Origin of the sequence: Streptomyces sp. A012304, from assembly GCF_026008495.1 — a bacterium.
GTDB lineage: Bacteria > Actinomycetota > Actinomycetes > Streptomycetales > Streptomycetaceae > Streptomyces.
On sequence record NZ_BQUN01000096.1, the window covers coordinates 237,460 to 260,846 of the forward strand.

The 23,387-nt window shown below is 72.9% G+C and carries 16 protein-coding genes, 1 other RNA gene and 1 pseudogene; 6 read left to right on the top strand and 12 right to left on the bottom strand.

All coding sequences use genetic code 11. The features are described from left to right. Nucleotides 1-153: 153 nt before the first annotated feature. The 3 genes from ALMP_RS22105 to ALMP_RS22115 form a co-directional block, all read right to left on the bottom strand. Nucleotides 154-1,335, bottom strand: a complete 1,182-nt coding sequence (locus ALMP_RS22105; RefSeq protein ID WP_264930906.1) for a uroporphyrinogen-III synthase — start codon at nt 1,333-1,335, stop codon at nt 154-156. Nucleotides 1,336-1,432: 97 nt separating this feature from the next. Beyond that, entirely contained in the window at nt 1,433-2,824 is a 1,392-nt protein-coding gene (locus ALMP_RS22110; protein ID WP_264930908.1) for a NarK/NasA family nitrate transporter, read from the bottom strand. A 279-nt stretch (nt 2,825-3,103) separates the two neighbouring features. Beyond that, nucleotides 3,104-4,069: a LysR family transcriptional regulator gene (locus ALMP_RS22115; protein ID WP_264930910.1), complete on the bottom strand. Its 966-nt coding sequence runs from the start codon at nt 4,067-4,069 to the stop codon at nt 3,104-3,106. Between the two features lie 95 nt (nt 4,070-4,164). Here ALMP_RS22115 and ALMP_RS22120 point away from each other — a divergent pair, with 95 nt between their 5' ends. From ALMP_RS22120 to ALMP_RS22135, 4 genes and pseudogenes are all read left to right on the top strand, one after another. Next, nucleotides 4,165-5,385, top strand: coding sequence for an MFS transporter (locus ALMP_RS22120; protein ID WP_264930912.1), 1,221 nt, complete (start codon nt 4,165-4,167; stop codon nt 5,383-5,385). A gap of 275 nt (nt 5,386-5,660) precedes the next feature. Beyond that, nucleotides 5,661-5,885: pseudogene (locus tag ALMP_RS22125) on the top strand (ABC transporter permease subunit); the annotation flags it as partial. Between the two features lie 44 nt (nt 5,886-5,929). Continuing rightward, nucleotides 5,930-8,179, top strand: coding sequence for an alpha-xylosidase (gene yicI, locus ALMP_RS22130; protein ID WP_264930914.1), 2,250 nt, complete (start codon nt 5,930-5,932; stop codon nt 8,177-8,179). Beyond that, entirely contained in the window at nt 8,179-9,189 is a 1,011-nt protein-coding gene (locus ALMP_RS22135; protein WP_264930916.1) for a LacI family DNA-binding transcriptional regulator, read from the top strand. Before yicI ends, ALMP_RS22135 begins: the two co-directional genes overlap by 1 nt. A gap of 78 nt (nt 9,190-9,267) precedes the next feature. Here the strand turns inward: ALMP_RS22135 and ssrA are convergent. The 5 genes from ssrA to ftsE form a co-directional block, all read right to left on the bottom strand. Continuing rightward, nucleotides 9,268-9,672, bottom strand: a transfer-messenger RNA (tmRNA) gene (gene ssrA, locus ALMP_RS22140). A 115-nt stretch (nt 9,673-9,787) separates the two neighbouring features. After that, a complete protein-coding gene (gene smpB / locus ALMP_RS22145; RefSeq protein WP_264930918.1) occupies nt 9,788-10,318 on the bottom strand; it encodes an SsrA-binding protein SmpB in 531 nt (176 codons plus the stop codon). Between the two features lie 81 nt (nt 10,319-10,399). Then, on the bottom strand, nt 10,400-11,566 hold the full coding sequence (locus ALMP_RS22150; RefSeq protein WP_264930920.1) for a S41 family peptidase: 1,167 nt from the start codon (nt 11,564-11,566) through the stop codon (nt 10,400-10,402). A gap of 68 nt (nt 11,567-11,634) precedes the next feature. Next, a complete protein-coding gene (gene ftsX, locus ALMP_RS22155) occupies nt 11,635-12,552 on the bottom strand; it encodes a permease-like cell division protein FtsX (RefSeq protein ID WP_264930922.1) in 918 nt (305 codons plus the stop codon). A 38-nt stretch (nt 12,553-12,590) separates the two neighbouring features. After that, complete coding sequence (ftsE, locus tag ALMP_RS22160) at nt 12,591-13,280, bottom strand: cell division ATP-binding protein FtsE (protein WP_264930924.1); 690 nt, start codon at nt 13,278-13,280, stop codon at nt 12,591-12,593. 247 nt (nt 13,281-13,527) lie between these two features. Between ftsE and ALMP_RS22165 the strand changes: the two genes are divergently transcribed. After that, a complete protein-coding gene (locus ALMP_RS22165; RefSeq protein WP_264930926.1) occupies nt 13,528-13,719 on the top strand; it encodes a hypothetical protein in 192 nt (63 codons plus the stop codon). Nucleotides 13,720-13,804: 85 nt separating this feature from the next. Here ALMP_RS22165 and ALMP_RS22170 read toward each other — a convergent pair whose 3' ends face one another. The 4 genes from ALMP_RS22170 to ALMP_RS22185 form a co-directional block, all read right to left on the bottom strand. Beyond that, complete coding sequence (locus ALMP_RS22170; protein ID WP_264930927.1) at nt 13,805-14,752, bottom strand: hypothetical protein; 948 nt, start codon at nt 14,750-14,752, stop codon at nt 13,805-13,807. 306 nt (nt 14,753-15,058) lie between these two features. Further along, a complete protein-coding gene (gene prfB, locus ALMP_RS22175; protein ID WP_264930928.1) occupies nt 15,059-16,165 on the bottom strand; it encodes a peptide chain release factor 2 in 1,107 nt (368 codons plus the stop codon). Between the two features lie 113 nt (nt 16,166-16,278). Beyond that, nucleotides 16,279-17,529: a serine/threonine-protein kinase gene (locus tag ALMP_RS22180; RefSeq protein WP_264930929.1), complete on the bottom strand. Its 1,251-nt coding sequence runs from the start codon at nt 17,527-17,529 to the stop codon at nt 16,279-16,281. 128 nt (nt 17,530-17,657) lie between these two features. Continuing rightward, entirely contained in the window at nt 17,658-19,379 is a 1,722-nt protein-coding gene (locus ALMP_RS22185; RefSeq protein WP_264930931.1) for a serine/threonine-protein kinase, read from the bottom strand. A 322-nt stretch (nt 19,380-19,701) separates the two neighbouring features. Between ALMP_RS22185 and ALMP_RS22190 the strand changes: the two genes are divergently transcribed. Beyond that, nucleotides 19,702-23,250 carry an FHA domain-containing protein gene (locus tag ALMP_RS22190; RefSeq protein ID WP_264931000.1) on the top strand — a complete coding sequence of 1,183 codons (3,549 nt, stop codon included), beginning with the start codon at nt 19,702-19,704 and terminating at the stop codon, nt 23,248-23,250. The last annotated feature ends 137 nt before the right edge of the window (nt 23,251-23,387 follow it).

Consider the following 23,387-nt stretch of genomic DNA (forward strand, 5'->3'; position numbering starts at 1 on the left):
ACCCTGGGCGTCGGCCGAGACGCCCGTCCCTCGAGCCGTTCACCCGCGCGCGGCACCCTCGGCCCTGTCGTCCGGTCATCCCGGCGTCGCGGGACCCAGGGTGTCTTGTGGATCTTGCCGGCGCTCGAGGCCGATCCGACCCACAAGCCACCCTTAGTTGTCCGCGTACTTGGCGTCCGACGCCGGGTCCAGCGCCAGCCGGTAGCCGCGCTTCACCACGGTCTGGATCAGCTTCGGCGTGCCGAGGGCCGTGCGCAGCCGTGCCATCGCCGTCTCGACGGCGTGCTCGTCGCGCCCCGCGCCCGGCAGGGCCCGCAGCAGGTCGGCGCGGGGCACGACCCAGCCCGGCCGCCGTGCCAGGGCCCGCAGCAGCGACATCCCGGCCGGCGGCACGGGCCTCAGCTCGCCGTCGACCAGCACCGCGTGCCCCCGGATCTCCACCCGGTGCCCGGCGATCGGCAGGGACCGTGCCCGCGCCGGAAGTTCCTGGCACAGCAGCTGCACCAGCGGGCCGAGCCGGAAGCGTTCCGGCTGGACGGTGTCCACGCCCCGCGCCTGCAACGGCAGCGCGGTGACCGGACCGACGCAGGCCGGCAGCACCTCGTGGCCGAGGGCGGCGAGCAGCTCGGTCAGCAGCCCCCGTTCCTCCGCCCGCGACAGCAGCGAGGCGGCGGCCGGCGCGCTGGTGAAGGTGACGGCGTCCAGGGTGCGCGCGACGGCCGCGTCCAGGAGCCGGTCGAGGGGTGAGATGTCCTCCGGCGGCATCCACCGGTAGACCGGCACGCCGACCACCTCCGCTCCCCCGGCCCGCAGCGCCTCCACGAAGCCGGGCAGCGGCTCGCCGTGCAGCTGGACGGCGACGCGCCGCCCGTCGACGCCCTCCTCCAGGAGCCGGTCGAGCACCTCGGCCATGGACTCGCTGGACGGCGACCACTCCTCGGTCAGCCCGGCGGCGCGGATGGCGCCTTTGACCTTGGGGCCGCGCGCGAGGAGCTCGACGCCGCGCAGCCGGGCGAGGAGCTGCTCGCCGAGCCCCCAGCCGTCGGCGGCCTCCACCCAGCCGCGGAAGCCGATGGCGGTGGTGGCCACCACGACGTCCGGCGCTTGGTCGAGGAGGTCCTTGGTCGCGGCGAGCAGTTCACCGTCGTCGGCGAGGGGCACGATCCGCAGGGCGGGCGCGTGCAGTACCGCCGCGCCGCGTCGCTGGAGCAGCGCTCCGAGCTCGTCGGCCCGTCGTGCGGCGGTCACGCCGACGGTGAACCCGGCGAGGGGCCCGTGCTGATCGCCGTCCCGGGCCTGCGGCCCCTGGTCCGGTCGCTGCTGTTGCTCGTACATCACTCTCGTCCCGCTCGAGTCGTCCCACCTACATGCCGACCGAGCCTGACAACGGCTCGTGTCAGGCTCGGTTCGACTTCATGTCACCAGTGTTACGTCACACCTCGGCGTAACTGAGCTGCTGCTTCGCCTCGGAGGCGGCTCCGGATGCGGTGATCCGGCCGGCCGGGCGGCGAAGGTATACGGCCCAGGTCACCGTGAAGCAGAGGCCGTAGAAGGCGAGGAAGGCGACGAACGCGCCGGTGCCGGAGCCGTAGGAGAGGAAGGACTGCCGGAAGGCCAGGTTGATACCGACGCCGCCGAGCGCGCCCACCGCGCCGATGAGCCCCATGGAGGCCCCGGAGAGGCGTCGGCCGTAGCTCGCGGCCTCCTCGCCGGTGAGCCCCTTGGCGACGGCCTTGGCCTGGAAGATGCCGGGGATCATCTTGTACGTCGACCCGTTGCCGAGGCCGCTGAGCACGAACAGCACCACGAAGACCGCGACGAACAGCGGCAGCGACTTCTGCATGCTGGCGAAGATCAGGACGGCGGTGGCGGCGGCCATGCCCACGTAGTTGTAGAGGGTGATCTTCGCGCCGCCGTACTTGTCGGCGAGCCAGCCGCCGACCGGGCGGATCAGGGAGCCGAGCAGCGGGCCGATGAAGGTGAGGTACGCGGCCTGGAGCGGCGTACGGCCGAACTGGTTGGTGAGCACCTGGCCGAAGGCGAAGCTGTAGCCGATGAAGGAGCCGAAGGTGCCGATGTAGAGGAAGGACATGATCCAGGTGTGGGCGTCCTTCGCGGCGTCGACGGCGGCGCCGGTGTCGTTCTTCACGGACGCGAGGTTGTCCATGTACAGCGCGGCGAGGGTCGCGGAGACGAAGATCAGCGGGATGTAGATGCCGAGCAGGACGCGCGGCCCGCCGCTGGCCCCGATGACCGCGAGGGCGACCAGCTGGATGACCGGCACGCCGATGTTGCCGCCGCCCGCGTTCAGGCCGAGCGCCCAGCCCTTCTTGCGCAGCGGGAAGAAGGCGTTGATGTTGGTCATGGAGGAGGCGAAGTTGCCGCCGCCGATGCCGGCCAGCAGGCCGATCAGCAGGAACGTGTTGTACGAGGTGCCCGGTTCCATCACGGTGTACGCGGCGATGGTGGGGACCAGCAGCAGACCGGCGGAGATGATCGTCCAGTTCCGCCCGCCGAAGACGGCGACGGCGAAGGTGTAGGGGACGCGGACGACGGCTCCGACGAGGGTGACCACGGACGTCAGCAGGAACTTGTCCGCCGGGGTCAGCCCGTACTCCGGGCCCATGAAGAGCACCAGCACGGACCACATGGTCCAGATCGAGAATCCGATGTGCTCGGAGAGGACGGAGAAGAAGAGGTTGCGCCGGGCGACCTTCTCACCGGTGGCGTTCCAGAAGGCCTCGTCCTCCGGATCCCAATGCTCGATCCAGCGGCCGCCCCGCTTCGGGGCGGTCGGGGGTGCGGCTGTACCAGGGGCTGTCATGACGCCTCCACGTGCTCCGGGGCTCGGGTGGTTCGCGGTGATGAGCGGTGATGAGTCCCGAAGGTAGGGAGGGCTCGTTTCCGGACTGTGCCTGTGGGTGACCGGAAGGGAACGTTGCTCTCACCTCCGGCGCGGGCCGCGTGAGAGGTTCTGGGCAAGGATACGGGGCGGGCGGCACGGGAGCCCCCGCTCGCGCTCCCTCAGGCGCGTGGCCGCCCCCGGCCGATCGCCCTCCGCCCGAGCCCCCGCCGGGCGCGCGGCCGCACCCGGCCGATCCCTCTACGCGTGCGAGGGCGCCATGCTCATGTCGATGTCGGGGGCCCATCCCCCGGCGGGCCTTTCCAGCCATCCGTGCGCCGACGCCAGCTCGGCCGCCGCCCGCCGCAGCGCGTCGAGCGCCGGATGGACCAGCCCTTTGCGCCACACCAGTGACACCGGGGACAGCGGCACGGGATCGGCCAGGGGCCGCAGGACCGTTCCGGGCAGGGCCGGGAACCCCACCACGGCGAGGATCGGGTTCGGGGACTTCGCCATGACGCGCTGGAACTCCTCGTCCCCGACGGCCAGCGGGGCCGGCGCCGCCACCTCGATGCCCCGCCCCTCGAACAGCAGACGGGCCAGATCGGTCCACTCCGGCGTCCGGGGATTGCCCGCGCCCGCGTACACGCTCTCCCCCGCGAGCGCGGCCAGCGGCACCCGGGCCAGGCCCGCCAGCCGGTGGCCCTCGGGCAGCAGCACCGCCATCGGCTCCCAGCGCACGAGCCGGTGCTCCAGCGAGGCCCGCAGCGCCGCGTCCAGCCCCGCGTACCGTCCGAAGGACGCGTCCAGCCGGCCCGCGACGATCTCCGCCGCCGCCCCGGTCAGCCCGCTCTCGTAGCGGGCCATCAGCTCCAGCTCGGGGGCGAGTTCCCGGGCCCGGTGCAGCACCCGGCGTCCGGTCTCCAGCCCCGGGGAGTTCACATCGACCAGCAGCGGACGGGCCGGCCCGAACGCGGCCAGCAGGTCGTCCTGCGCCTGGAGCGCCCGGCGGGCCAGCGGCACCAGCCGCTCCCCGTCCCCGGTCAGCGTCACCTGCCGGGTCGTCCGCACGAACAGCTCCGCGCCCAACTCCCGCTCCAGCCGCCGTACGTCCCGGCTGAGGGCCTGCTGGGCGACGTACAGACGGGCCGCGGCGCGTGTGAAGTGCAGTTCCTCGGCGACGGCGAGGAAGGCGCGCAGGAGCCGGGGGTCGAGATGAGCGGGCATTCGGTGAACCTACAACAGGACTCACAACCCATGTGCGTGAATCGGCCGCCGGAAGGTGTTGGACCCCGTGATCATCGCCGGGGGACGGTGGGGCCATGTCCCGCCTCGCCCCCTACCACCGCCTCTTCGCCGTCCCCGGCGCCCGTGCCTTCACCGCCGGGAACCTGCTCGCGCGGCTGCCCATGGGCATGTTCAGCGTGAGCGCGGTCGTGATGATCGCCGGCCAGCGCGGCTCGTACGCCCTCGCCGGTGCCGTCACCGCGACCGGGCTCGCCGCGTCCGCGCTGGTCGCGCCGTGGATCGCACGGCTCGTGGACCGGTACGGGCAGGCCCGGGTGGCCGTACCCGCCACGCTGTTCGCGATGCTGGGGATGCTCGCTCTGGTGCTGTGCGTGCGCGGCGGCGCCCCCGACTGGACGCTGTTCGCCGCCGAGGCGGCCACCGCCACGATCCCCAACACCGGCGGCATGTCCCGCGCCCGCTGGGCGCACCTGCTCAAGGACGACCCGGACGCCCTGCACACCGCGAACTCCTTCGAACAGGCCGCCGACGAGCTGTGCTTCATGCTGGGCCCGGTGCTGGCGGCCTTCCTGTGCGGGACGCTCTTCCCGGAGGCGGGCACGCTGGTCGGCGTGGTGCTGCTGGTCACCGGCGTCCTGCTGTTCGCCGCCCAGCGTTCGACCGAGCCTCCCCCGCACCCCGGCACCGCCGCCGGCTCCCCGCTGCGCGCGCCCGGCATCCCGCGGCTGCTCGTGGTGTGCCTGGCGCTGGGGGCCGTGTTCGGGGCGATGGAGGTGGTGACGATCGCGTTCGCGGACGCGCGCGGGCACGGTACGGCCGCCGGTGTCGTCCTCGCGCTCCAGGCGGCCGGCTCGTGCGCGGCCGGGCTGGTGTACGGAGTGGTGCGGCCGTCCGGTCCGGCCGAGCGGCGCCATCCGTGGAACGTGGCCGCGATGACCGTCCTGCTGACGCTCCCGCTGCTGGCCGCGACGGCGGCCGGCTCGCTCCCGCTGCTGGCGGCCGCCCTGCTGGTGGCCGGCATGGCGACCGCGCCGACGATGGTCACCACGATGGCGCTGGTCCAGGAACGCACACCCGAGGGCCGGCTCAACGAGGGCATGACCCTCGCGGTGACCGGCCTGCTCGGCGGCATCGCCTGCGGCAGCGCGACGGGCGGCTGGGTGGCCGAGCACCTCTCCCCGCAGGCCGGATACGGCGTGCCCCTCACCGCTGCGGGGACGGCCCTGCTGCTCTCCCTCACCGCTCTCGGCCGCCCCGTCGTCGGCCGCCCGGCCATTTCCCGCCCGCCCCATTGACGTGCTCACAGCCAGCCACCTACCTTCGCCCGTCGAAGCGCTTCGACGTCACGCGTCGAAGCGATTCGACGCACCCCGCGCGACGCCCGTTCCCGCCTTGAGAAGGCTGCCTCGCCGAGGCACGCGCACCATCCGACTCCCCGGGAGGCACAGGATGTCGACGGCAAGAAGGCGTGTGAGGGCGGCCCCGGCGGCTCGAAGGGCAGCGGCTCGTCCGGCGCCGGGACCCCGCGGCCGTGGCACCACGAGGCCCCGGACAGCGCGATGGGCTCCGCCCGGTGCACCACCTGAGCCAGCGGACCGGCCGGTACGGCACCCGCCTCGGCTCGGTCGCCGTCCGCACGGTGCTCCAGGCGGCCTTCGGCACGTACCCGCTCTCCTCCGTGCTCGCACGGCTCCCCCGGGAGATCATCGAGACGGCTCGTACCGACGGCGCGAACAAGTGGCAGGTGCTGTGGCGGATCGTCGTCGTCTTCCTCCCGGTCTTCCAGCGGACCCTCACCCCGGCATCGCCGTGGGTGCCGTCACGTAAGGACACCCCCACATGAAGTTCACCGACGGTTACTGGCTGCTGCGTGAGGGCGTCACCGCCGCCCATCCGGCGCAGGTGCTCGACGTCACCGATGCCGACGGCGTGCTGGAGATCCACGCGCCGACCCGGCCGGTCCACTCACGCGGCGACCTGCTGAAGGGACCGGTCCTGACCATCACCGCGCACACGCCGATGCCCGACGTCATCGGCCTGACGCTGACCCACTTCACGGGCGAACAGCCGCGCGAGCCCGCGTTCGACCTCGGCGAAGGCCGGGCCGCCCCGCGGATCTCCTACGACGACGAGCACGCGACGCTGACCTCCGGCGCGCTGTCGGTGCGGGTGGCCCGCTCCGGGCCCTGGCACATCGAGTTCGCCGCCCACGGCCGCACCCTCACCGCCAGCGGCCCAGGAAGCATGGGCATCATGCGGGACGCGACCGGCGCCCACTACCTGCGCGAACAGCTCGACCTCGGCGTCGGAACCTCCGTCTACGGCCTCGGTGAGCGCTTCGGGCCGCTGGTGAAGAACGGGCAGGTCGTCGACGTCTGGAACGCCGACGGCGGCACGGCGACGGAACAGGCCTACAAGAACGTCCCGTTCTATCTGACCGACGCGGGCTACGGCGTCTTCGTCGACCACCCGGGCAAGGTGTCCTTCGAGGTCGGCTCGGAGACCGTCTCCCGGGTGCAGTTCAGCGCGGAGACCCAGCAGTTGACGTACTACGTCATCCACGGCCCGAGCCCGAAGGACATCCTGCGCAAGTACACGGCGCTGACCGGCCGTCCGGCCCTGCCGCCCACCTGGTCGTTCGGCCTGTGGCTGTCGACGTCCTTCACCACGTCGTACGACGAGGAGACGGTCAACTCCTTCATCGAGGGCATGCGGGAACGCGAACTGCCGCTGTCGGTCTTCCACTTCGACTGCTTCTGGATGCGGGAGTACCACTGGTGCGACTTCCGGTGGGACCCCCGGGTGTTCCCCGACCCGGAGGGGATGCTGGCCCGGCTGAAGGCGAAGGGCCTGCATGTGTGCGTGTGGATCAACCCGTACATCGCGCAGCGCTCACCGCTGTTCGCGGAGGGCAAGGCGCTCGGCCATCTGCTGAAACGGCCCGACGGCGGCGTCTGGCAGTGGGACCTGTGGCAGCCGGGCATGGCGCTGGTCGACTTCACCAGCCCGGCCGCCCGCGACTGGTACGCGGCCAAGCTGGAGGCGCTGCTCGGACAGGGCGTCGACTGCTTCAAGACCGACTTCGGCGAACGCGTCCCGCTCGACGTGGTGTGGTCCGACGGCTCCGACCCGGAGCGGATGCACAACTACTACACGTACCTGTACAACCGCACCGTCTTCGACGTGCTGCGCAAGCACCGCGGTGAGGGCGAGGCGGTCCTCTTCGCCCGGTCGGCGACGGCCGGCAGCCAGAAGTTCCCGGTGCACTGGGGCGGCGACTGCGAGGCGACGTACGCGTCGATGGCCGAGTCGCTGCGCGGCGGGCTGTCGCTGGGACTGTCGGGCTTCGGCTTCTGGAGCCATGACATCGGCGGCTTCGAGGGCACCCCGACACCGGCCCTGTTCAAACGGTGGCTGGCCTTCGGAATGCTGTCGTCGCACAGCCGTCTGCACGGCAGCTCCTCCTACCGGGTGCCGTGGCTGTTCGACGAGCAGTCCGTGGACGTGCTGCGCCACTTCACCCGGCTGAAGCTGCGGCTCATGCCCTACCTGTACGAGGCCGCGCGCGCCGCCCACGAGGAGGGCACGCCGGTCATGCGGGCCATGGTGCTGGAGTTCCCCGACGACCCGGGCTGCGCGCACCTGGAACGGCAGTACATGCTCGGCCCGGACCTGCTGGTCGCCCCCGTCTTCAACGACGAGGGGGACGTCACCTACTACGTCCCGGAGGGCACCTGGACCCACTTCTGCACGGGGCGGACGGTGAGCGGGCCGCGCTGGGTGCGCGAACGGCACGACTTCCTGAGCGTGCCGCTGCTGGTGCGGCCGGGCGCGGTGCTCCCGGTGGGCGCCCACGCCGACCGGCCCGACTACGGCCACGCCGACGGGGTCACGCTGCGCGCCTACGGCTTGGATCGCGGCGCGCAGGTGACGGTGCGGGTCGGGGAGGTGACGTTCACCGTCGTCCGGGAGGGCGACACCCTGCGGGCCTCCTCCAGTGATCCCTCGGCGCCCTGGGCGCTGTGGGCGGGCGACCGGCTCGCGCGGGCGGCGGCGGGCACCGGGTTCCTGACGCTGGAGCTGGACTGATGGTCAAGATCACCGATGTGGCGCGGCGCGCCGGCGTCTCCGCCAGCACCGTCTCCTACGCCCTCAGCGGCAAGCGTCCCATCTCCGAGGGGACCCGGCAGCGCGTCGAGGCCGCCATCCGCGAGCTGGGCTACCGCCCGCACGCGGGCGCCCGCGCCCTGGCGAGCAGCCGCTCCAACGTCCTCGCGCTGGTGGTGCCGCTGCGGGCCGGCATCCATGTGCCGGTCGTCATGCAGTTCGCGGTGTCGGTGGCGGTGGCCGCCCGCAGACACGACCACGACGTGCTGCTGCTGACCCAGGAGGAGGGCGAGGAGGGTCTGCGCCGGGTGGCGGACACGGCACTGGTGGACGCGCTGATCCTGATGGACGTCCAGCTCAGCGACCCCCGGCTGCCGCTGCTGCGCTCCCTCGACCGGCCGAGCGTGATGATCGGGTTCCCGCAGCGGGCGGCGGGGCTGACCTGCATCGACCTCGACTTCCGGGCGGCGGGCGAGGCGTGCGTGGAGCAGCTGGCGGGGCTCGGGCACCGGGTGGTGGCGCTGGTCGGGTCGCCGCCGGAGGTGTACGTGCGGGGCACCGCGTTCGCGCAGCGGGTGGTGCAGGGCTTCACCGCGGCCGCCGACCGCGCGGGGCTCGCCTCCGCCGTCCACCCCTGCGAGGCGACGCCGGCCGCCGCGCGCCGGGTCGCGGAGCGGCTGCTGCGCGAGCAGCCGGCGCTGACCGGGGTCGTCGTCCACAACGAGGCCGTGCTGGAGCCCCTGCTCGACGCCTTCGAGCAGCTCGGGCTGCGGGTGCCCGCCGATCTGTCGGTCACCGCGATCTGCCCCGACGAACTGGCCGCGTCCCTGCGGGTGCCCGTGACCTCCGTGGCCCTGCCGTCGGCGGAGGTCGGCACCCGGGCGGTGGAGCTGCTGATGGCCAAGCTGGCGGGGGCCGAGGTCCCGGAGGCGACGCTGCTGCCGCCCCGGCTGACGACACGGGCGAGCACGGCGCGGCGGGCGGTTCCGTGACCGGCCCCTTTCGCGCTCGGACAACAGAGAACCCCGCCCCTCGAAAGGGGCGGGGTTCTCTGTTCACATGGGATGACTCTGTGGAGATGGCGGGAATCGAACCCGCGTCCAACGGTGCGGAACCAGGGCTTCTCCGTGTGCAGTTCGCTGTGCTTTTCTCGGCCCCGGCGATCACGCGAACAAGTCGCCGACGGGCCCAGTCACTGTTTGATTTCCCTCTTCACCCCGTGACCGGGATCAAGGTTTAGTTCCCTAGCTGATGCCAGGATCCGGGTCGGGAACGAGCCCGGGCTGACACTCCCCTAGTAAGGGGCAGTTGCCTCGTTACCTGAGATCAGGCAACGAGGGCGAACTGCGTCGCCTTGGGAGAATCGCTCTTAACAGTGGCGATTATTTTTTTCGGCCTGTGGTTTACGAGATCATGGCCGCTTCCTCGACACGCTTCCCCTGCTTCGACATCCGTTGTCGAAACCGATCATCCCCATGTTGATTTTTCAATCGTCGTGCCCGCTGTGAGGCACAGGTGCCATCGTACGTGACCAACGCAGGTGGATGCCAGCCTATTCCCCGGGGGCCGGGCGCCCCGGGAAGCCGGCGGCTACGCGCCCCGCTGCCGCCGCTTCGCCGCGGCGATCGCCCGCTCGGTGTCCCGCCGGTCCTGCTTCTCCCGCAGGGTCTGCCGCTTGTCGTACTCCTTCTTGCCTCGCGCGAGCGCGATCTCGGCCTTCGCGCGGCCGTCCCTGAAGTACAGCGCGAGGGGCACGATCGTGTGACCCGTCTCCTCCGACTTCACCGCGAGCTTGTCGATCTCCGCGCGGTGCAGGAGCAGCTTGCGCTTGCGGCGCACCGAGTGGTTGGTCCAGGTGCCCTGGAAGTACTCGGGGATGTGGGCGTTGTACAGCCACGCCTCGCCCCCGTCGATCTGGACGAACCCGTCGGTGAGCGTGGCACGGCCCTGGCGCAGCGACTTGACCTCGGTGCCGGTGAGCACGATCCCGGCCTCGTAGGTGTCGATGATCGCGTAGTCGTGCCGGGCCTTCTTGTTCTGCGCGACGATCTTGCGCTGGCCCTTGGTCTTGTCCGCGGCCGGCTTGCCCTGCTTCGGCTGCGACTCTTTCGGTACGTACATTCCCTTGCTCATAGTGCGGCCATTTTCGCACCTGGAGGGGTCCCGGGGGAAAGCCGATTACGCGGCGCGGGAGCCGAGTGTTCAGCGGCTGTCGCCGAGGCCGCTCAGCACGGTCTCGGCCTGTTCCAGGGCCCGCCGGCCGGTCTCCAGGTCGGGGGTGATGCCCGTGCCGTCGACGGTGTGGCCCGAGGGGGTGCGGTAGTGGCCGACGGTCAGCTCGGCGACGGAGCCGTCGGGCAGCCGGCTGGGCATCTGGACCGAGCCCTTGCCGAAGGTGCGGGTGCCCACGACGACCGCGCGGCCGCGGTCCTGGAGGGCGCCGGTGAGCAGCTCGGCCGCGCTCATCGTGCCGCCGTCGACGAGCGTCACCAGGGGCTTGGTGGTGTCGCCGCCGGGCTCGGCGTGCAGGGCGCGCTGATCGCCGTCGACGTCGTAGGTGGCGACGAGACCGCCGTCGAGGAAGGCCGAGGCGGTGGAGACGGCCTCGGTGACCAGGCCGCCGGAGTTGCCCCGCAGGTCCAGGACGATCCCGGCGCCGGCCGGGGCGTCGCGCACGGCGGTGCGGACGGCGTCGCCGACGCCCTTGGTGAACGCGGCGATCCTGATGACGGTGACGCCCCCGGCGAGCGTGCGCACGGTGACCGGGTCGGTGGACAGGCGGGCCCGGCGCAGGGTCTCGGTCCACGCGCGTGTGCCGCGCTCCAAGCTGAGACGGACGGTGGTGCCGGCGGGCGCGTCCGTGGCGTCACCGCGCAGTAAGGAGACGACCTCGGTGACCGGACGGCCGTCGACCGGCCGCCCGTCGACGCTGCGCAGCCGGTCGCCCGCGCGGATCCCGGCGCCGGCCGCGGGCGACCCGGACCGCACCTTGGTCACCTCGATCCCGCCGTCGCGCTCGCGCCGCGCCTCCAGGCCGACGCCGGTGTACTGGCCGTCGAGGGACTCGGTGAACTCCTCGTACTCGCCCTCGGAGTAGACCGCGGCCCAGCGGTCGCCGCTGCGGCTGACGGCGCGCTCGGCGGCCTCCAGGGGCGATTTCCCGTCGGCCATCGCCTCCTCGGCCGCCCTGGTCACCGCCTCGGAGTGGCTGCCGGGGGCGGCCGGGCGGGCCTGCTCCGAGGCCCCGCGGCGGTCGCCGGGCAGCGCGCCGGTCGCCGCGCCCGCGACGAGCACGCTCGCGAACACCAAGGTCAGGGCGGCCCCGCGACGGAGGCGGCGGGGCGGACAGAACGGGTCACAGCCTGACATGGCGGCGAGTCTAGGCGAACGCGAAGGGGCCGCACGGTCGCTTGACCGTACGACCCCCTTGGCATGCGTCACACCTTCAGGTACTTGCGCAGCGCGAAGAACGCCGCCAACGCGGGCATCAGCAGGCTCGTGGCGAGGATGAGCGGAAGCTTCGTCAGGACGGCGTCCCAGCCGATGAAGTTGATCAGTGTCAGCTGGTCGGCCAGGGCCAGTCCGTGGTCGATGAGGAAGTACCGGGCGATCACCAGGAATCCGCAGGCGACCGTGCCGCCGATGAGCCCGGCGACCGCGGCCTCCGCGATGAACGGGGCCTGGATGTAGAAACCGGAGGCGCCGACCAGCCGCATGATGCCGGTCTCACGCCGGCGGCTGAACGCCGAGACACGCACGGTGTTGACGATCAGCATCAGCGCGACGACCAGCATCAGCGCCATCACCGCCCGCGCGGCCCAGTTCATGCCGTTCAGCAGCTTGAAGAGGTTGTCCAGGATGCCCTTTTGGTCCTGCACGGACTGCACGCCGTCCCGCCCGTCGAAGGCGGTCGCGATGACCTGGTACTTCTCCGGGTCCTTCAGCTTGATCCGGTACGACTCCTGCATCTGGTCCGGCGTGAGCGAGGCGGCCAGCGGCGAGTCACCGAACTGCTCCTTGTAGTGCTTGTACGCCTCGTCCTGCGACTCGTAGGTGACCGAGTCGACCACCGGCATCTTGTCGAGGTCGGACTTGATCTGCTTCTTCTGGTCCTCGGTGACCGCGCCCTTGGCGCAGTTGGGGTCGGACTCGGCGTCGCTCTTGTTGCAGAGGAAGATCGAGACGTTGACCTTGTCGTACCAGTAGCCCTTCATCGTGTTGACCTGGTCGCTCATCAGGAGCGACCCGCCGAACAGGGCGAGCGACAGGGCGACGGAGACGACGACGGCGAAGGTCATCGTCAGATTGCGACGGAGACCCACACCGATCTCCGACAGGACGAACTGGGCGCGCATGGCGGCTGGTTATGCCTTTCCGTGGCTCTCGGGCGGTCTCAGTGCTGGTAGCCGTAGACGCCGCGCGCCTGGTCGCGGACGAGGCGGCCCTTCTCCAGCTCGATGACGCGCTTGCGCATCTGGTCCACGATGTTCTGGTCGTGCGTCGCCATCACCACGGTCGTACCGGTCCGGTTGATCCGGTCCAGCAGTTTCATGATGCCGACGGAGGTCTGCGGGTCGAGGTTGCCGGTGGGCTCGTCGGCGATCAGCAGCTTGGGCCGGTTGACGAAGGCCCGCGCGATCGCGACGCGCTGCTGCTCACCACCGGAGAGCTCACCGGGCATCCGGTCCTCCTTGCCGCCGAGCCCGACGAGGTCGAGCACCTGCGGCACGGACTTGCGGATCTCGCCGCGGGACTTGCCGATGACCTCCTGCGCGAAGGCCACGTTCTCCGCGACCGTCTTGTTCGGCAGCAGCCGGAAGTCCTGGAAGACCGTCCCCAACTGGCGGCGCATCTGCGGCACCTTCCAGTTGGAGAGGCGGGCGAGGTCCTTGCCCAGGACGTGCACCTGCCCGTGGCTGCACCGCTCCTCGCGGAGGATCAGCCGCAGGAAGGTGGACTTTCCGGAGCCGGAGGACCCCACGAGGAACACGAACTCGCCCTTCTCCACCTCGAGGGACACATCCCTGAGTGCGGGGCGGCTCTGCTTGGGGTAGACCTTGGAGACGTTGTCGAATCGGATCACGGATGCACCACGGGTCGCCGGGGGTAGATGAGCGTGACCATACGCGAACCGGGTACGCATGCGCAGGCACCGGTTGCGGTTGCACGGAGGTTGTGCCCTTTTGTACCGTGCGGCACTTCTTGAGGGACGGCGGCCCGGCTCCCCCGAGCGCCCGCGCAACCTCCGCGGGAACCTGGCACAGTGGAGGGGAACGTTCGCGGTCCCGTGAGCGTTGTGTACGTGGAACCGGTGCAAGGAGGGCGAGCGCATGACGTACGACCGGCTGGTGTGCGCTAACTGCGCGGCGCCCGTGAGCGAGGGCCGGTGCCCCGTGTGCCGCGCGAACCGCGAGCGGATGCAGCAGGAGAACTTCTTCGCGGGCCTGAACCCGACGGCGCTGATCGCGCTGCTGGCGGTGCTGGTGGCGGCGGCCCTGCTGCTCGCCCACCAGACCGCTTAGCCCCCCGACACCGAAGGGGCCCGGAGCTGAACAGCTCCGGGCCCCTCCTCGTGCGCGCGTACGGTGCGTACGGCCGCGACTACCGTCAGGCGGCGGCCGCTCCGCCACGACCCTCGACGAGGCGCGGCAGCACGCGGAAGCCGATGCCGCCGGCGATCATCGTCGCGGCGCCGATCAGCAGGAACGCGGTCTGGCCGGCACCGGTCTCGGCCAGCTCCTCGCCACCGCCCTGGGCGGCCGCGTCGGAGGTGGAGTCCGAGGTGTCGGTCAGCGCGGAGCTGCCGGCCTCCTGGGCGGAGGTGCCGTCCGGGGTGGTGCCGGAGCCACCGGTGGTGCTGGTGGAACCGCCCGTGGCGGCGGAGCCGCCGGTGGAGTCGGAGCCGCCCGTGGACGAGCTGCCACCCGTGGCGGAGGAACCGCCGTTGCCGGAGCCACCGTTGTTGCTGCTCGAACCGCCGTTGCCGGAGCCGCCGTTGTTGCTGGCGCCACCGTTGTTGGACGAGCCGCCGTTGTTGCTGCTCGAACCACCGTTGCCGGAGCCGCCGTTGTTGCTGGCGCCACCGTTGTTGGACGAGCCGCCGTTGTTCGAAGCGCCACCGTTGTTGCCGGAGCCGCCCTCGGTGCTGGAACCGCCGATCGACACGCTGCCGCCGATCGACGCGGCACCGCCCGCGATCGAGGCGCTGCCGCCGATGGAGGCCGCCGCACCCTCGCTGGACGAACCACCGATGGACGCGCTGCCGCCGATCGAGGCCGCCGCGCCCTCGCTGGACGCGCCGCCGTTGCTGCTCGACGCCGCGCCCTCGCTCGACGCACCGCCCTCGGAGGTACCGCCCGGGTCGCACTCAGGACCGGTGCCGATCTCGCACGGGTCGCCCGGAGCGTTCTCGCTCTCGCCGGCCAGGGTCTCGACGAGGCCGCTCTCGCCGCCGTCGACGGCCGATGCCGCGCCCGCCACCGTCAGCGAGGCGCCCGCCGCGATCACGGCGCCGGCGGCTATGCGCGCGACCCGGATCCGCGTCTTCTTGGTCATATGGTTGCTACCCCCAGTAGCCGAATCGTCATGAGGCCGCGCCCGGGGCCGTGATCGACGGAGGGTAGCTGAAATGACGCGAAGTTCCCCCGGTTCACATGCGCCCCAGAGATACGCATGCCAAACTTCACCCTTCCCATTTTTCAAAGCAACGTCAAGGCCATTGCGTACGCATTGTCCAAGTAGGAAGGCTTTGCCGGGTGTCGGAGCCTGTGAGTGTGATGTAAAACCCAGACATCCAGGGCGCTCAGGGCAACGACAAAGGCAACCACCCCTGCGCCAGGGGCAGTTGCCTTGTCGACAAACCTACTTCTCCTGCTGCTTGCGCCAGCGAATTCCGGCCTCCAGGAATCCCTCGATCTCACCGTTGAAAACGGCCTCGGGGTTGCCGACCTCGAACTCGGTACGCAGGTCCTTGACCATCTGGTAAGGGTGCAGGACGTACGAACGCATCTGGTTGCCCCAGGAGTTTCCGCCGTCGCCCTTGAGCGCGTCCATCTTCGCCTGTTCCTCCTGGCGGCGCCGCTCGAGCAGCTTGGCCTGGAGGACGTTCATCGCGGTGGCCTTGTTCTGGATCTGCGACCGCTCGTTCTGGCAGGAGACGACGATGCCGGTGGGCAGGTGGGTGATGCGCACGGCGGAGTCGGTGGTGTTGACGCCCTGGCCGCCGGGACCGGAGGACCGGTAGACGTCGATGCGCAGCTCGCTCTCGTCGATCTCGACGTGGTCGGACTGCTCGACGACGGGCAGGACCTCGACGCCCGCGAAGGAGGTCTGGCGGCGCCCCTGGTTGTCGAAGGGCGAGATGCGCACCAGCCGGTGCGTGCCCTGCTCGACGGAGAGCGTGCCGTAGGCGTACGGCGACTGCACCGCGAAGGTGGTCGACTTGATGCCGGCCTCTTCCGCGTACGACGTCTCGTAGATCTCGGTCTTGTAGCCGTGCTGCTCGGCCCAGCGCAGGTACATGCGCTGGAGCTTCTCGGCGAAGTCGGCGGCGTCCACGCCACCGGCCTCGGCGCGGATGTTGACGAGCGCCTCACGGGCGTCGTACTCACCGCTGAGCAGCGTCCGGACCTCCATCTCGTCCAGCGCCTTCTTGACGGCGGCCAGCTCGGCCTCGGCCTCGGCGCGGGTGTCCGGGTCGTCCTCCTCCTCGGCCATCTCGAACAGCACGGCGAGATCGTCGATCCGGCCGCGCAGCGCGTCGGCCTTCCTGACCTCGGCCTGGAGGTGGGACAGCTTGCTGGTGATCTTCTGCGCCTCGTCCGGGTTGTCCCACAGGGACGGCGCGGCCGCCTGCTCCTCGAGCACGGCGATGTCTGCCCTCAGCTTGTCGAGGTCCAGAACGGCCTCGATCGACTCCATGGTCGAGGAGAGGGACTTGAGCTCTTCGGATACATCGACGACTGCCACGCTCCCAGCGTAACGGCTCCGCCGAGCGGGGGAGCCCGGCGAGGGCCCCTCGTCCGCCCTGGGGCCGCGCCCGGGGGCCTCGTCCGCCTGGGGTCGCGCCCCCGGCCGCGGGTTCAGGGTGACACCGGGGCCGAGTTCTTCGTGTCCTGGGGGGTCGCTCCCCCGTCGTCGCCGGAGGTCGCCGCCCAGGCGCCCACACCGATCGCCGCCGCGAGGGCCACGCCTGCCGCGCCGAGGGCGATCCGGCGGCGGCGGGCCGCCTCGCGGTTGCGGGCCGAACCGGGGCGCGGGGCCCCGGCCGCCCTGGGCACGCGGGCCGTCCCGTGCGCGCCGCCGGCCAGCTCGTCCGGGGCGGGCACCCTCATCGACGTGTGCGTGTCACGGTTGGAGTCCGGCTTGGCGCCGGGCACCAGGGGGACCGAGCCCCGCCGTACCCGCCCCAAGGGCGCGGCGGGCGCCGCGGCGGAGGATCCGCTCTCCTCCGCCGCGGCCTCCTCGGCCGGTTCGGCGTCCGGCTCGTCCACGTCCAGCGGCGGCATCCCGGCCAGCGTCGGCAGCTGCTCGCGCAGCCGGGCCGCCAGCTCCGACGCCCGCAGCCGTGAGGCGGGGGCCTTCGCCAGGCACTGCACGATCAGCTGCCACAGCTCGTCGGGGATGCCGGGCAGCGGGGCCACGGTCTCCGTGACGTGCCGGCGCAGCACCGCGCCGGGATGCCCGCCGCCGAACGGCGTGAAGCCCGCCAGCAGCTCGTACAGGACCGTCGCCAGCGCGTAGATGTCCACCGAGGCGCGCGGCGGGAGGCCCTCCACGATCTCGGGGGCGAGGTAGTCCGGCGTCCCGATGATCTTCGTGGCGCGGGTCCGCTTCGGGGTGTCGATCAGCTTCGCGATGCCGAAGTCGGTCAGCAGCGCGCGGTGCGAGCCGCCGGGGCCGAGGGGACCCTGCATGTCGAGCAGGACGTTCTCCGGCTTGACGTCCCGGTGCACGACCCCGGCCGCGTGGGCCGCGGCGAGCCCCTCGGCGACGTCCGCGACGATCGCGACGGCGGCCTCGGGCGCCAGACGCCGGTCCCGCTCCAGGCGGGTGCGCAGGTCGGTGCCGCGCACCAGGTCCATCACCAGCGCGAGGTCGTTGCCGTCGACCACCAGGTCCCGTACGGAGACCACGTTGGGGTGCTCCAGGCCGAGCAGGGCGGTGCGCTCCTGCACGAAGCGGCCCACCAGCTCCTCGTCGGAGGCGAGGTCCTCGCGCAGCAGCTTGACGGCGACGGGTCCCTCCGGCCCCTCGCCCAGCCACACCGTGCCGGCGCTGCCCCGGCCCAGGATCTGGTGGGCGGTGTACCGGCTGCCGATCTTCCGTGCCAAGACTGCTCCTACAGACGCGTGGTTGCGACAAAAGTACGCGTCCTGCGAGCCGACCTTCACCGCGGAGACGGAAATCACCCGTCAGTTGTCGACAAATCCACGAAGTCGTGGTCCGGCCGCGTCGGCGATCAGGTGCCGGAGCCGCCGGACCCGCCGGACCCACCGGAGCCGCCGAGCTCCCCGATCCATCCGGTGACCGTCTCGAACCAGTCGCCCAGCTGCTGCCAGTAGCCCTTGCCGGTGCCGATCCAGTCCTGGAGCGGGCTCAGCTCCCAGATCAGCCATCCGGCGACGACCAGGATGACGATCGTGAAGAGGCAGCCCTTCAGACAGCCGAGTCCGGGGATCTTCATCGGGTTGGCGCTGCGCCGGCGCGGCTCCCTCGGCTGACGGGGCTCGGGCGCGGGCCGCTGCTGCGGCTGCTGGGGCTGCGGCGCGTACCGCTGCGGCGGCTGCCGGCGGGGCTGCTGCTGCGGCTGCCGCTGGGGCGCGGGAGGCTGCTGGGGCTGGGGCGCGTACTGCTGGGGCTGGGGCGGGTAGCCGTAGCCCTGCTGCGGCTGCTGCTGGCGGTGCGGCTGCTGCTGCGGGCGGGCGACCTGCCGCTGGGGGCGGCGGCGCAGCGGGTCCTCGTTCGGGTCGAGGTACTGCACCTGGGTCTGCTCGTTGCGGTCGCGCGCGGCGCGCAGCTGCGACTGCCAGGGGTGCGGCTCCTCGGGCTGCTGGCCCTGCCGGCCGGGCTGGTGCGGCGGCACCGGCGGCAGGACGGCCGTCGGGTCGGCCGCGCCCGCCGGGCCCCCGGTGTGCGGCAGCACGGCGGTGGGGTCGGCGGCGCCCGGCGGGTTGCCGGGGCCCGCGGTGTGCGGCAGCACGCTGGTCGCCGCGTTCGGGTCGTACGCGCCACCCGGGGCGCCCTGGGGCGAGCCGGGCACGGTGGCGGGCGCCGGGTCGGGCGCGAGCAGCCGGCCCACGTCCTCGGCCGCGGCGATCTGCGCCGAGTTGGCGTGGACACCGATGCCTTCGGCGACGACACGCAGCCCGCGCGCGAGGCTCTCCGCGCTGGGCCGCTCGTCGGGGTTCTTGCGCAGGCAGCGCTCGATGACCGTCCACAGCGGCTCGGGGACCGTCGAGGGGCGGCGCGGCTCGGCGCTCAGGTGCTGGTGCAGGACCTCCAGGGCCGAGCTGCCGGAGAACGGCGGACGGCCGGTGACCAGCTCGTACAGCAGGATGCCGGCGCCGTAGATGTCGACGGCGGAGGTCTGCGGGCGGCCCTCGGCGGACTCCGGCGCGACGTACGCGGGCGTGCCGACGAACTCGCTGGTCCGGGTCAGGCCGGGGGAGTCGGCGAGGCGCGCGATGCCGAAGTCGGTGAGCATCGGGTGCATCTGGCCGCCGTCCTGCCGCAGCAGCACGTTGGCGGGCTTCAGGTCGCGGTGGACGACGCCGTCGGCGTGGCTCACGGCGAGCGCGTCGGCCACCTGGGCGGTGAGCAGGGACGCGCCGACGGGCGTGAAGGGGCCGTTCTCCCGCAGGTAGCGGTGCAGGTCGGGGCCGTCGACGAGGTCCATGACCAGCGCCAGCAGATCGCCCTCGACGACCAGGTCACGGACCCGGACGATGTTGGGGTGCGTCAGGCGCAGCAGGACGGAACGCTCCCGCAGGAAGCGCATCACGACGTCGGGGTCGTTCGCGAGTTCTTCCTTGAGGACCTTGATGGCGACGGTCTCCCCGGGCTGGCCGGGCACGGCCGCCTCGGCGCCCGCGGTCTCGCGCTGGCGGGCTCGCCAGACGGTGCCCGTGGCGCCGCGTCCGAGCGGCTCCTCGAGCAGGTACTTGCTGCCTACCGGCCGCACGTCATGCGCTCCCTGCTTGCTTGCGAGTGTTGCGATGTTCCGAACCACTGTAGTGCCGGGCGGTTCGAAGCGAAGGTTTGCAGGAAAGACGCCCTGGTCGTTCCTTTTGGTTGCCGAACCGGAGCGTGACCGATCTCAACTGATCGTCGGCGGGGTACGGATCAGGCATTTTTGCGGGCAGAGCCGACCAATCAAGATCACCTTTCACCGGGTGGCGGGCGCGTTGTCAGTGACAGGTGCGAGGATGCGTGCAGTACTGGCCGACGTGCTCGTGTGGGGTGGGGGGAAGTCCGCGCCCGCGCAGAAGGGACCGCTGACGGCGATGCAGATCCGGCTGACCGTCGTAGACCCGCAGGGCCCGCCCCCCGACGCGCGGGGCCGGGCCGCGAGCTGCGACGTGCTGGTCACGGCGCCCGCCGGTACGGCTCTGGCCGCGGTGGCGTCCGCCCTGGCCGCGGCGGTCTCCGGGGAGGGCGGCACCACGTCGTCCGGGGGCGCGCAGCCCGTGCTGTACGCCGGCGCGCAGCGGCTCGACACGCAGCGCTGCACGCTCGGCGAGCCGCCGTTGACCGATGGCGCGGTGTTGTCCGTGGGCGCCCCGGCCGACCCCGAGCCGCATCCCGAGGTGGACGACGCCCCGGCCCGGCTGCACGTGGTGGCGGGCCCGGACGCGGGCGGGGTGCATCTGCTGCACGGCGGACAGGTCCGGGTGGGCCGTTCGGCCGACGCCGATGTGCCGCTCGACGATCCGGACGTCTCCCGGCTGCACTGCGCGGTGACCCTGGCGGCCGACGGCCGGGTCACGGTGGCCGACCTGGACTCCACCAACGGCACCACGCTGGACGGCACGCGCGTGTCGGGCCGCCCGGTGCGGCTCGCCCCGGGCGCGCTGCTCAGGGTCGGGGAGTCGGCCCTGCGGCTGGCCCCGCCCGGCGGGCCGGGGGCACGACTGCCCACCACTCCGGACGGGGAGGGCCACGTCCGGGTGTCGTGCGGGCAGGACGCCTCCGACCCCGCGTCCGGGAGCGCCGAGGGCCCTTCCGGTCCGACCTCCCACACCTACGGCACCGCCGCCTGGGGCACCGCCACGCGCGGCGAACGGCCGACGGGGCCGGTCGCGGGCCGGGGGGTGGTCCCGGGGCAGGGCCAGGGGTTGAGCCGGGATCAGGGCTCATTGCCGGACCAGGGCCGGGGGATGGTCCCGGGGCAGGGATCGGTGCGGGGGCAGGGCCACGGGTTGGGTCCGGGGCAAGGTCAGGTGCCGGGCCAGGGCCCAGGCGCGGGTCGAAGCTCAGGACCGGACCAGGGCCCGGTCGCCGGTCGGCGATCAGTGCCGGGCCAGGGCCTGGTACCGGGCCAGGGCGGCGCCCCGCGCATCGAGAACCACGGCGCCACCGACGCCCCTCGCGTCGCCGCCTCGGAAGACACCCACGGCGGACGCTCCGGCCTCGGCTCCTTCACCCGGACGCACGAGACCGCGAGCCCCTTCGCACAGCCCCACGGCCCCGACACCGACAGCGCCGCCGCCCCGGCGGCCCGCAAAGGCATCCCCGCGCGCGACCCCGACGCCCCGCAGGGCGCCCGCAAGCGGGGCGGGCTGTCGGCGTGGGCCCGGCGGCTGACCGGCGGCCGCTCCGGTTCGCCCGAGGCGGACGGCCCCGGCACGCCGTACGAGGAGGAGGCCTCCGACGCGGCGGCACAGCCGTCGGTCGGCGCGGCCGCCGTACCGGACACCTGGCCGGACCCGGCGGCACTGCTGCTGACCGCGCTGGGCCCGGGCCCCCGCCTGTGGGAGCGCGGTCCCGATCACCCGGAGGCGCTCGCGGTGCGGCTCGGCACGGCCGACCGGGCGGCGCCCGACGGCTCGGGCCTGCTGCCCGCCGTGCCGGTCACCGCGGGCCTGCGCGAGGTCGGGTCGCTGGGCCTGGCCGGTCCGCGCCCGCGCCTGTCCGGGCTGGCGCGCGCGGTGCTGGCCCAGCTCGCCGCGCTGCACTCCCCCGACCTGCTGGAGATCGTGCTGATCAGCACGGACCGCGCGCGTTCCGAGGAGGAGCGCGTCGCCGAGTGGTCCTGGTTGGGCTGGCTGCCGCATCTGCGCCCGGCACACGGCCAGGACTGCCGGCTGCTCCTCGCCTACGACCGCGACCAGGCCACGGCCCGCGCCGACGAGCTGCTGCGCCGTCTGGAGGACCACCTCGCCGACACGGGCGGCGGCTCGGCGGCGGCCCGGTCGGTCCCCGCACAACGCGCCTCCTCCCACCGCCCCTCCTGGGCCCTCGCGGACGACGGCGGCGACTTCACCGGCCCGTACACGGTCGTCGTGGTGGACGGCGACCCGGGCGGCGCGGGCCTGCGCGAGGCGATGGCCCGGCTGGCGGTGGCGGGGCCCCTGGCCGGGATCCACGTCGTGTGTCTGGCGGAGACGACGGCCGCCTCGCCCGCCTCTCCGGTGGCGGATACCTTCGAGGCGGCGTGCGCGGCGGCGCCCACCTTCCGCTCCTGCGGGGCGGCCGGTCTGCTCAGCGGTGACGTGGCGACGGCGCTGCGGCTGCTGCGGGTCGCGCCGGGCGGCCCGGACGCGGAGCGGCCGGGTCCGGTGGGCCACGGCACGATCGGCGCCGTGGACGCGGTCTCCTCCGCGTGGGCGGAGCGGTTCGCGCGGGCGCTCGCGCCGCTGCGCCCGGACGGCACGGGCGGTGAGGGGCACCCGCGGGTGTCCGCGCCGCTGCCCTCGTCGGCCCGGCTCCTCGACGAGCTGGGCCTCGCCCGGGCCACCCCCACCTCCCTGATGGCCCGCTGGGCGGACGCGGCCGACGACACGGAGGCGCTCGGCGGCCGGGCGTGGGCCGTGCTCGGAGCGGGCCCGCGCGGGCCGGTCTGCGTGGACCTGGCCGCCGAAGGCCCCCACCTGCTGATCGAGGGCCCGCCCGGCAGCGGGCGCACGGAGCTGCTGCGGGCGGTCGTCGCCTCGCTGGCCGCCGCCGAACGGCCCGACCGGCTGGGCATCGTCCTCATGGACGGCCGGGACACCGTCGGCAAGCCCGGCAGCGGGCACGGCGAGGGCCTTCGGGTGTGTACGGACGTACCGCATGTGACCACGCATCTCACGGCGAACGACCCGGTGCGGATGCGGGAGTTCGCGCAGTCGCTGAGCGCCGAGCTGAAGCGGCGGGCCGAGCTGCTCGGGCGGTCCGACTTCGCCGAGTGGCACACGCACCGGGCGGTCTCCGGCCGTATCGTCCCGCAGCGTGGGCCCGCCGGTCCGGCGGCCGGCGCCGCCGATCTGGACGCCCCGCCGAGCTCGACCCTGCGGCTGCGGCCCGGTGCCGCGGCCCGGCAGCGCACCGAGGCGCCCCCACCGCTGCCCCGGCTGGTGGTCGTCGTCGACGATCTGGACGCCCTGGTCTCGCCGGCGCTCGGCTCTCCCGGGCGGCCCGCCGCGGGGTCCGTGATGCGGGCCCTGGAGGCAGTGGCCCGCGACGGCGAGCGGCTCGGCGTGCACCTGATAGCCGCCACCGGCCCGGGAGGCCGTACGGCGGAGTCGGAACCGGCCCGGCAGGCCACGGTACGGATCACGCTGGACGCCCCCGGGTCGGGCGCCGACGAACCGGCTCCGGGGCGCGGCCGGCTGCGCGGCGCGGACGGACTGCTCACCCCGTTCCAGGGCGGCCGGGTCACGGGCCGCATCCCCCGGACGGCGACCCTGCGCCCCACCGTCGTCGCCCTGGAGTGGCAGCGCATGGGCGATCCCCCGGCCCGCAGGCCCGTCCGCGAGCTGGGCAACGGCCCGACGGACCTGGCGTTGCTGGCCAGCGCGCTGGAGCGGGCGGCGCGGGAGGTGGCGGCGGCCGAGGTGCCGTCCCTGCTGTAGACCCCCCGTGTCCCGGGCAGCGCCCCGCCCACACCCGTGCAGCCTGCAATCACAACGCGGTCACGATCTCCCGCTTGACACGGCACGCGCACTTGCCGACCCCCGGCACCCGGCGTAGACCAGTCCCCACGGGACAG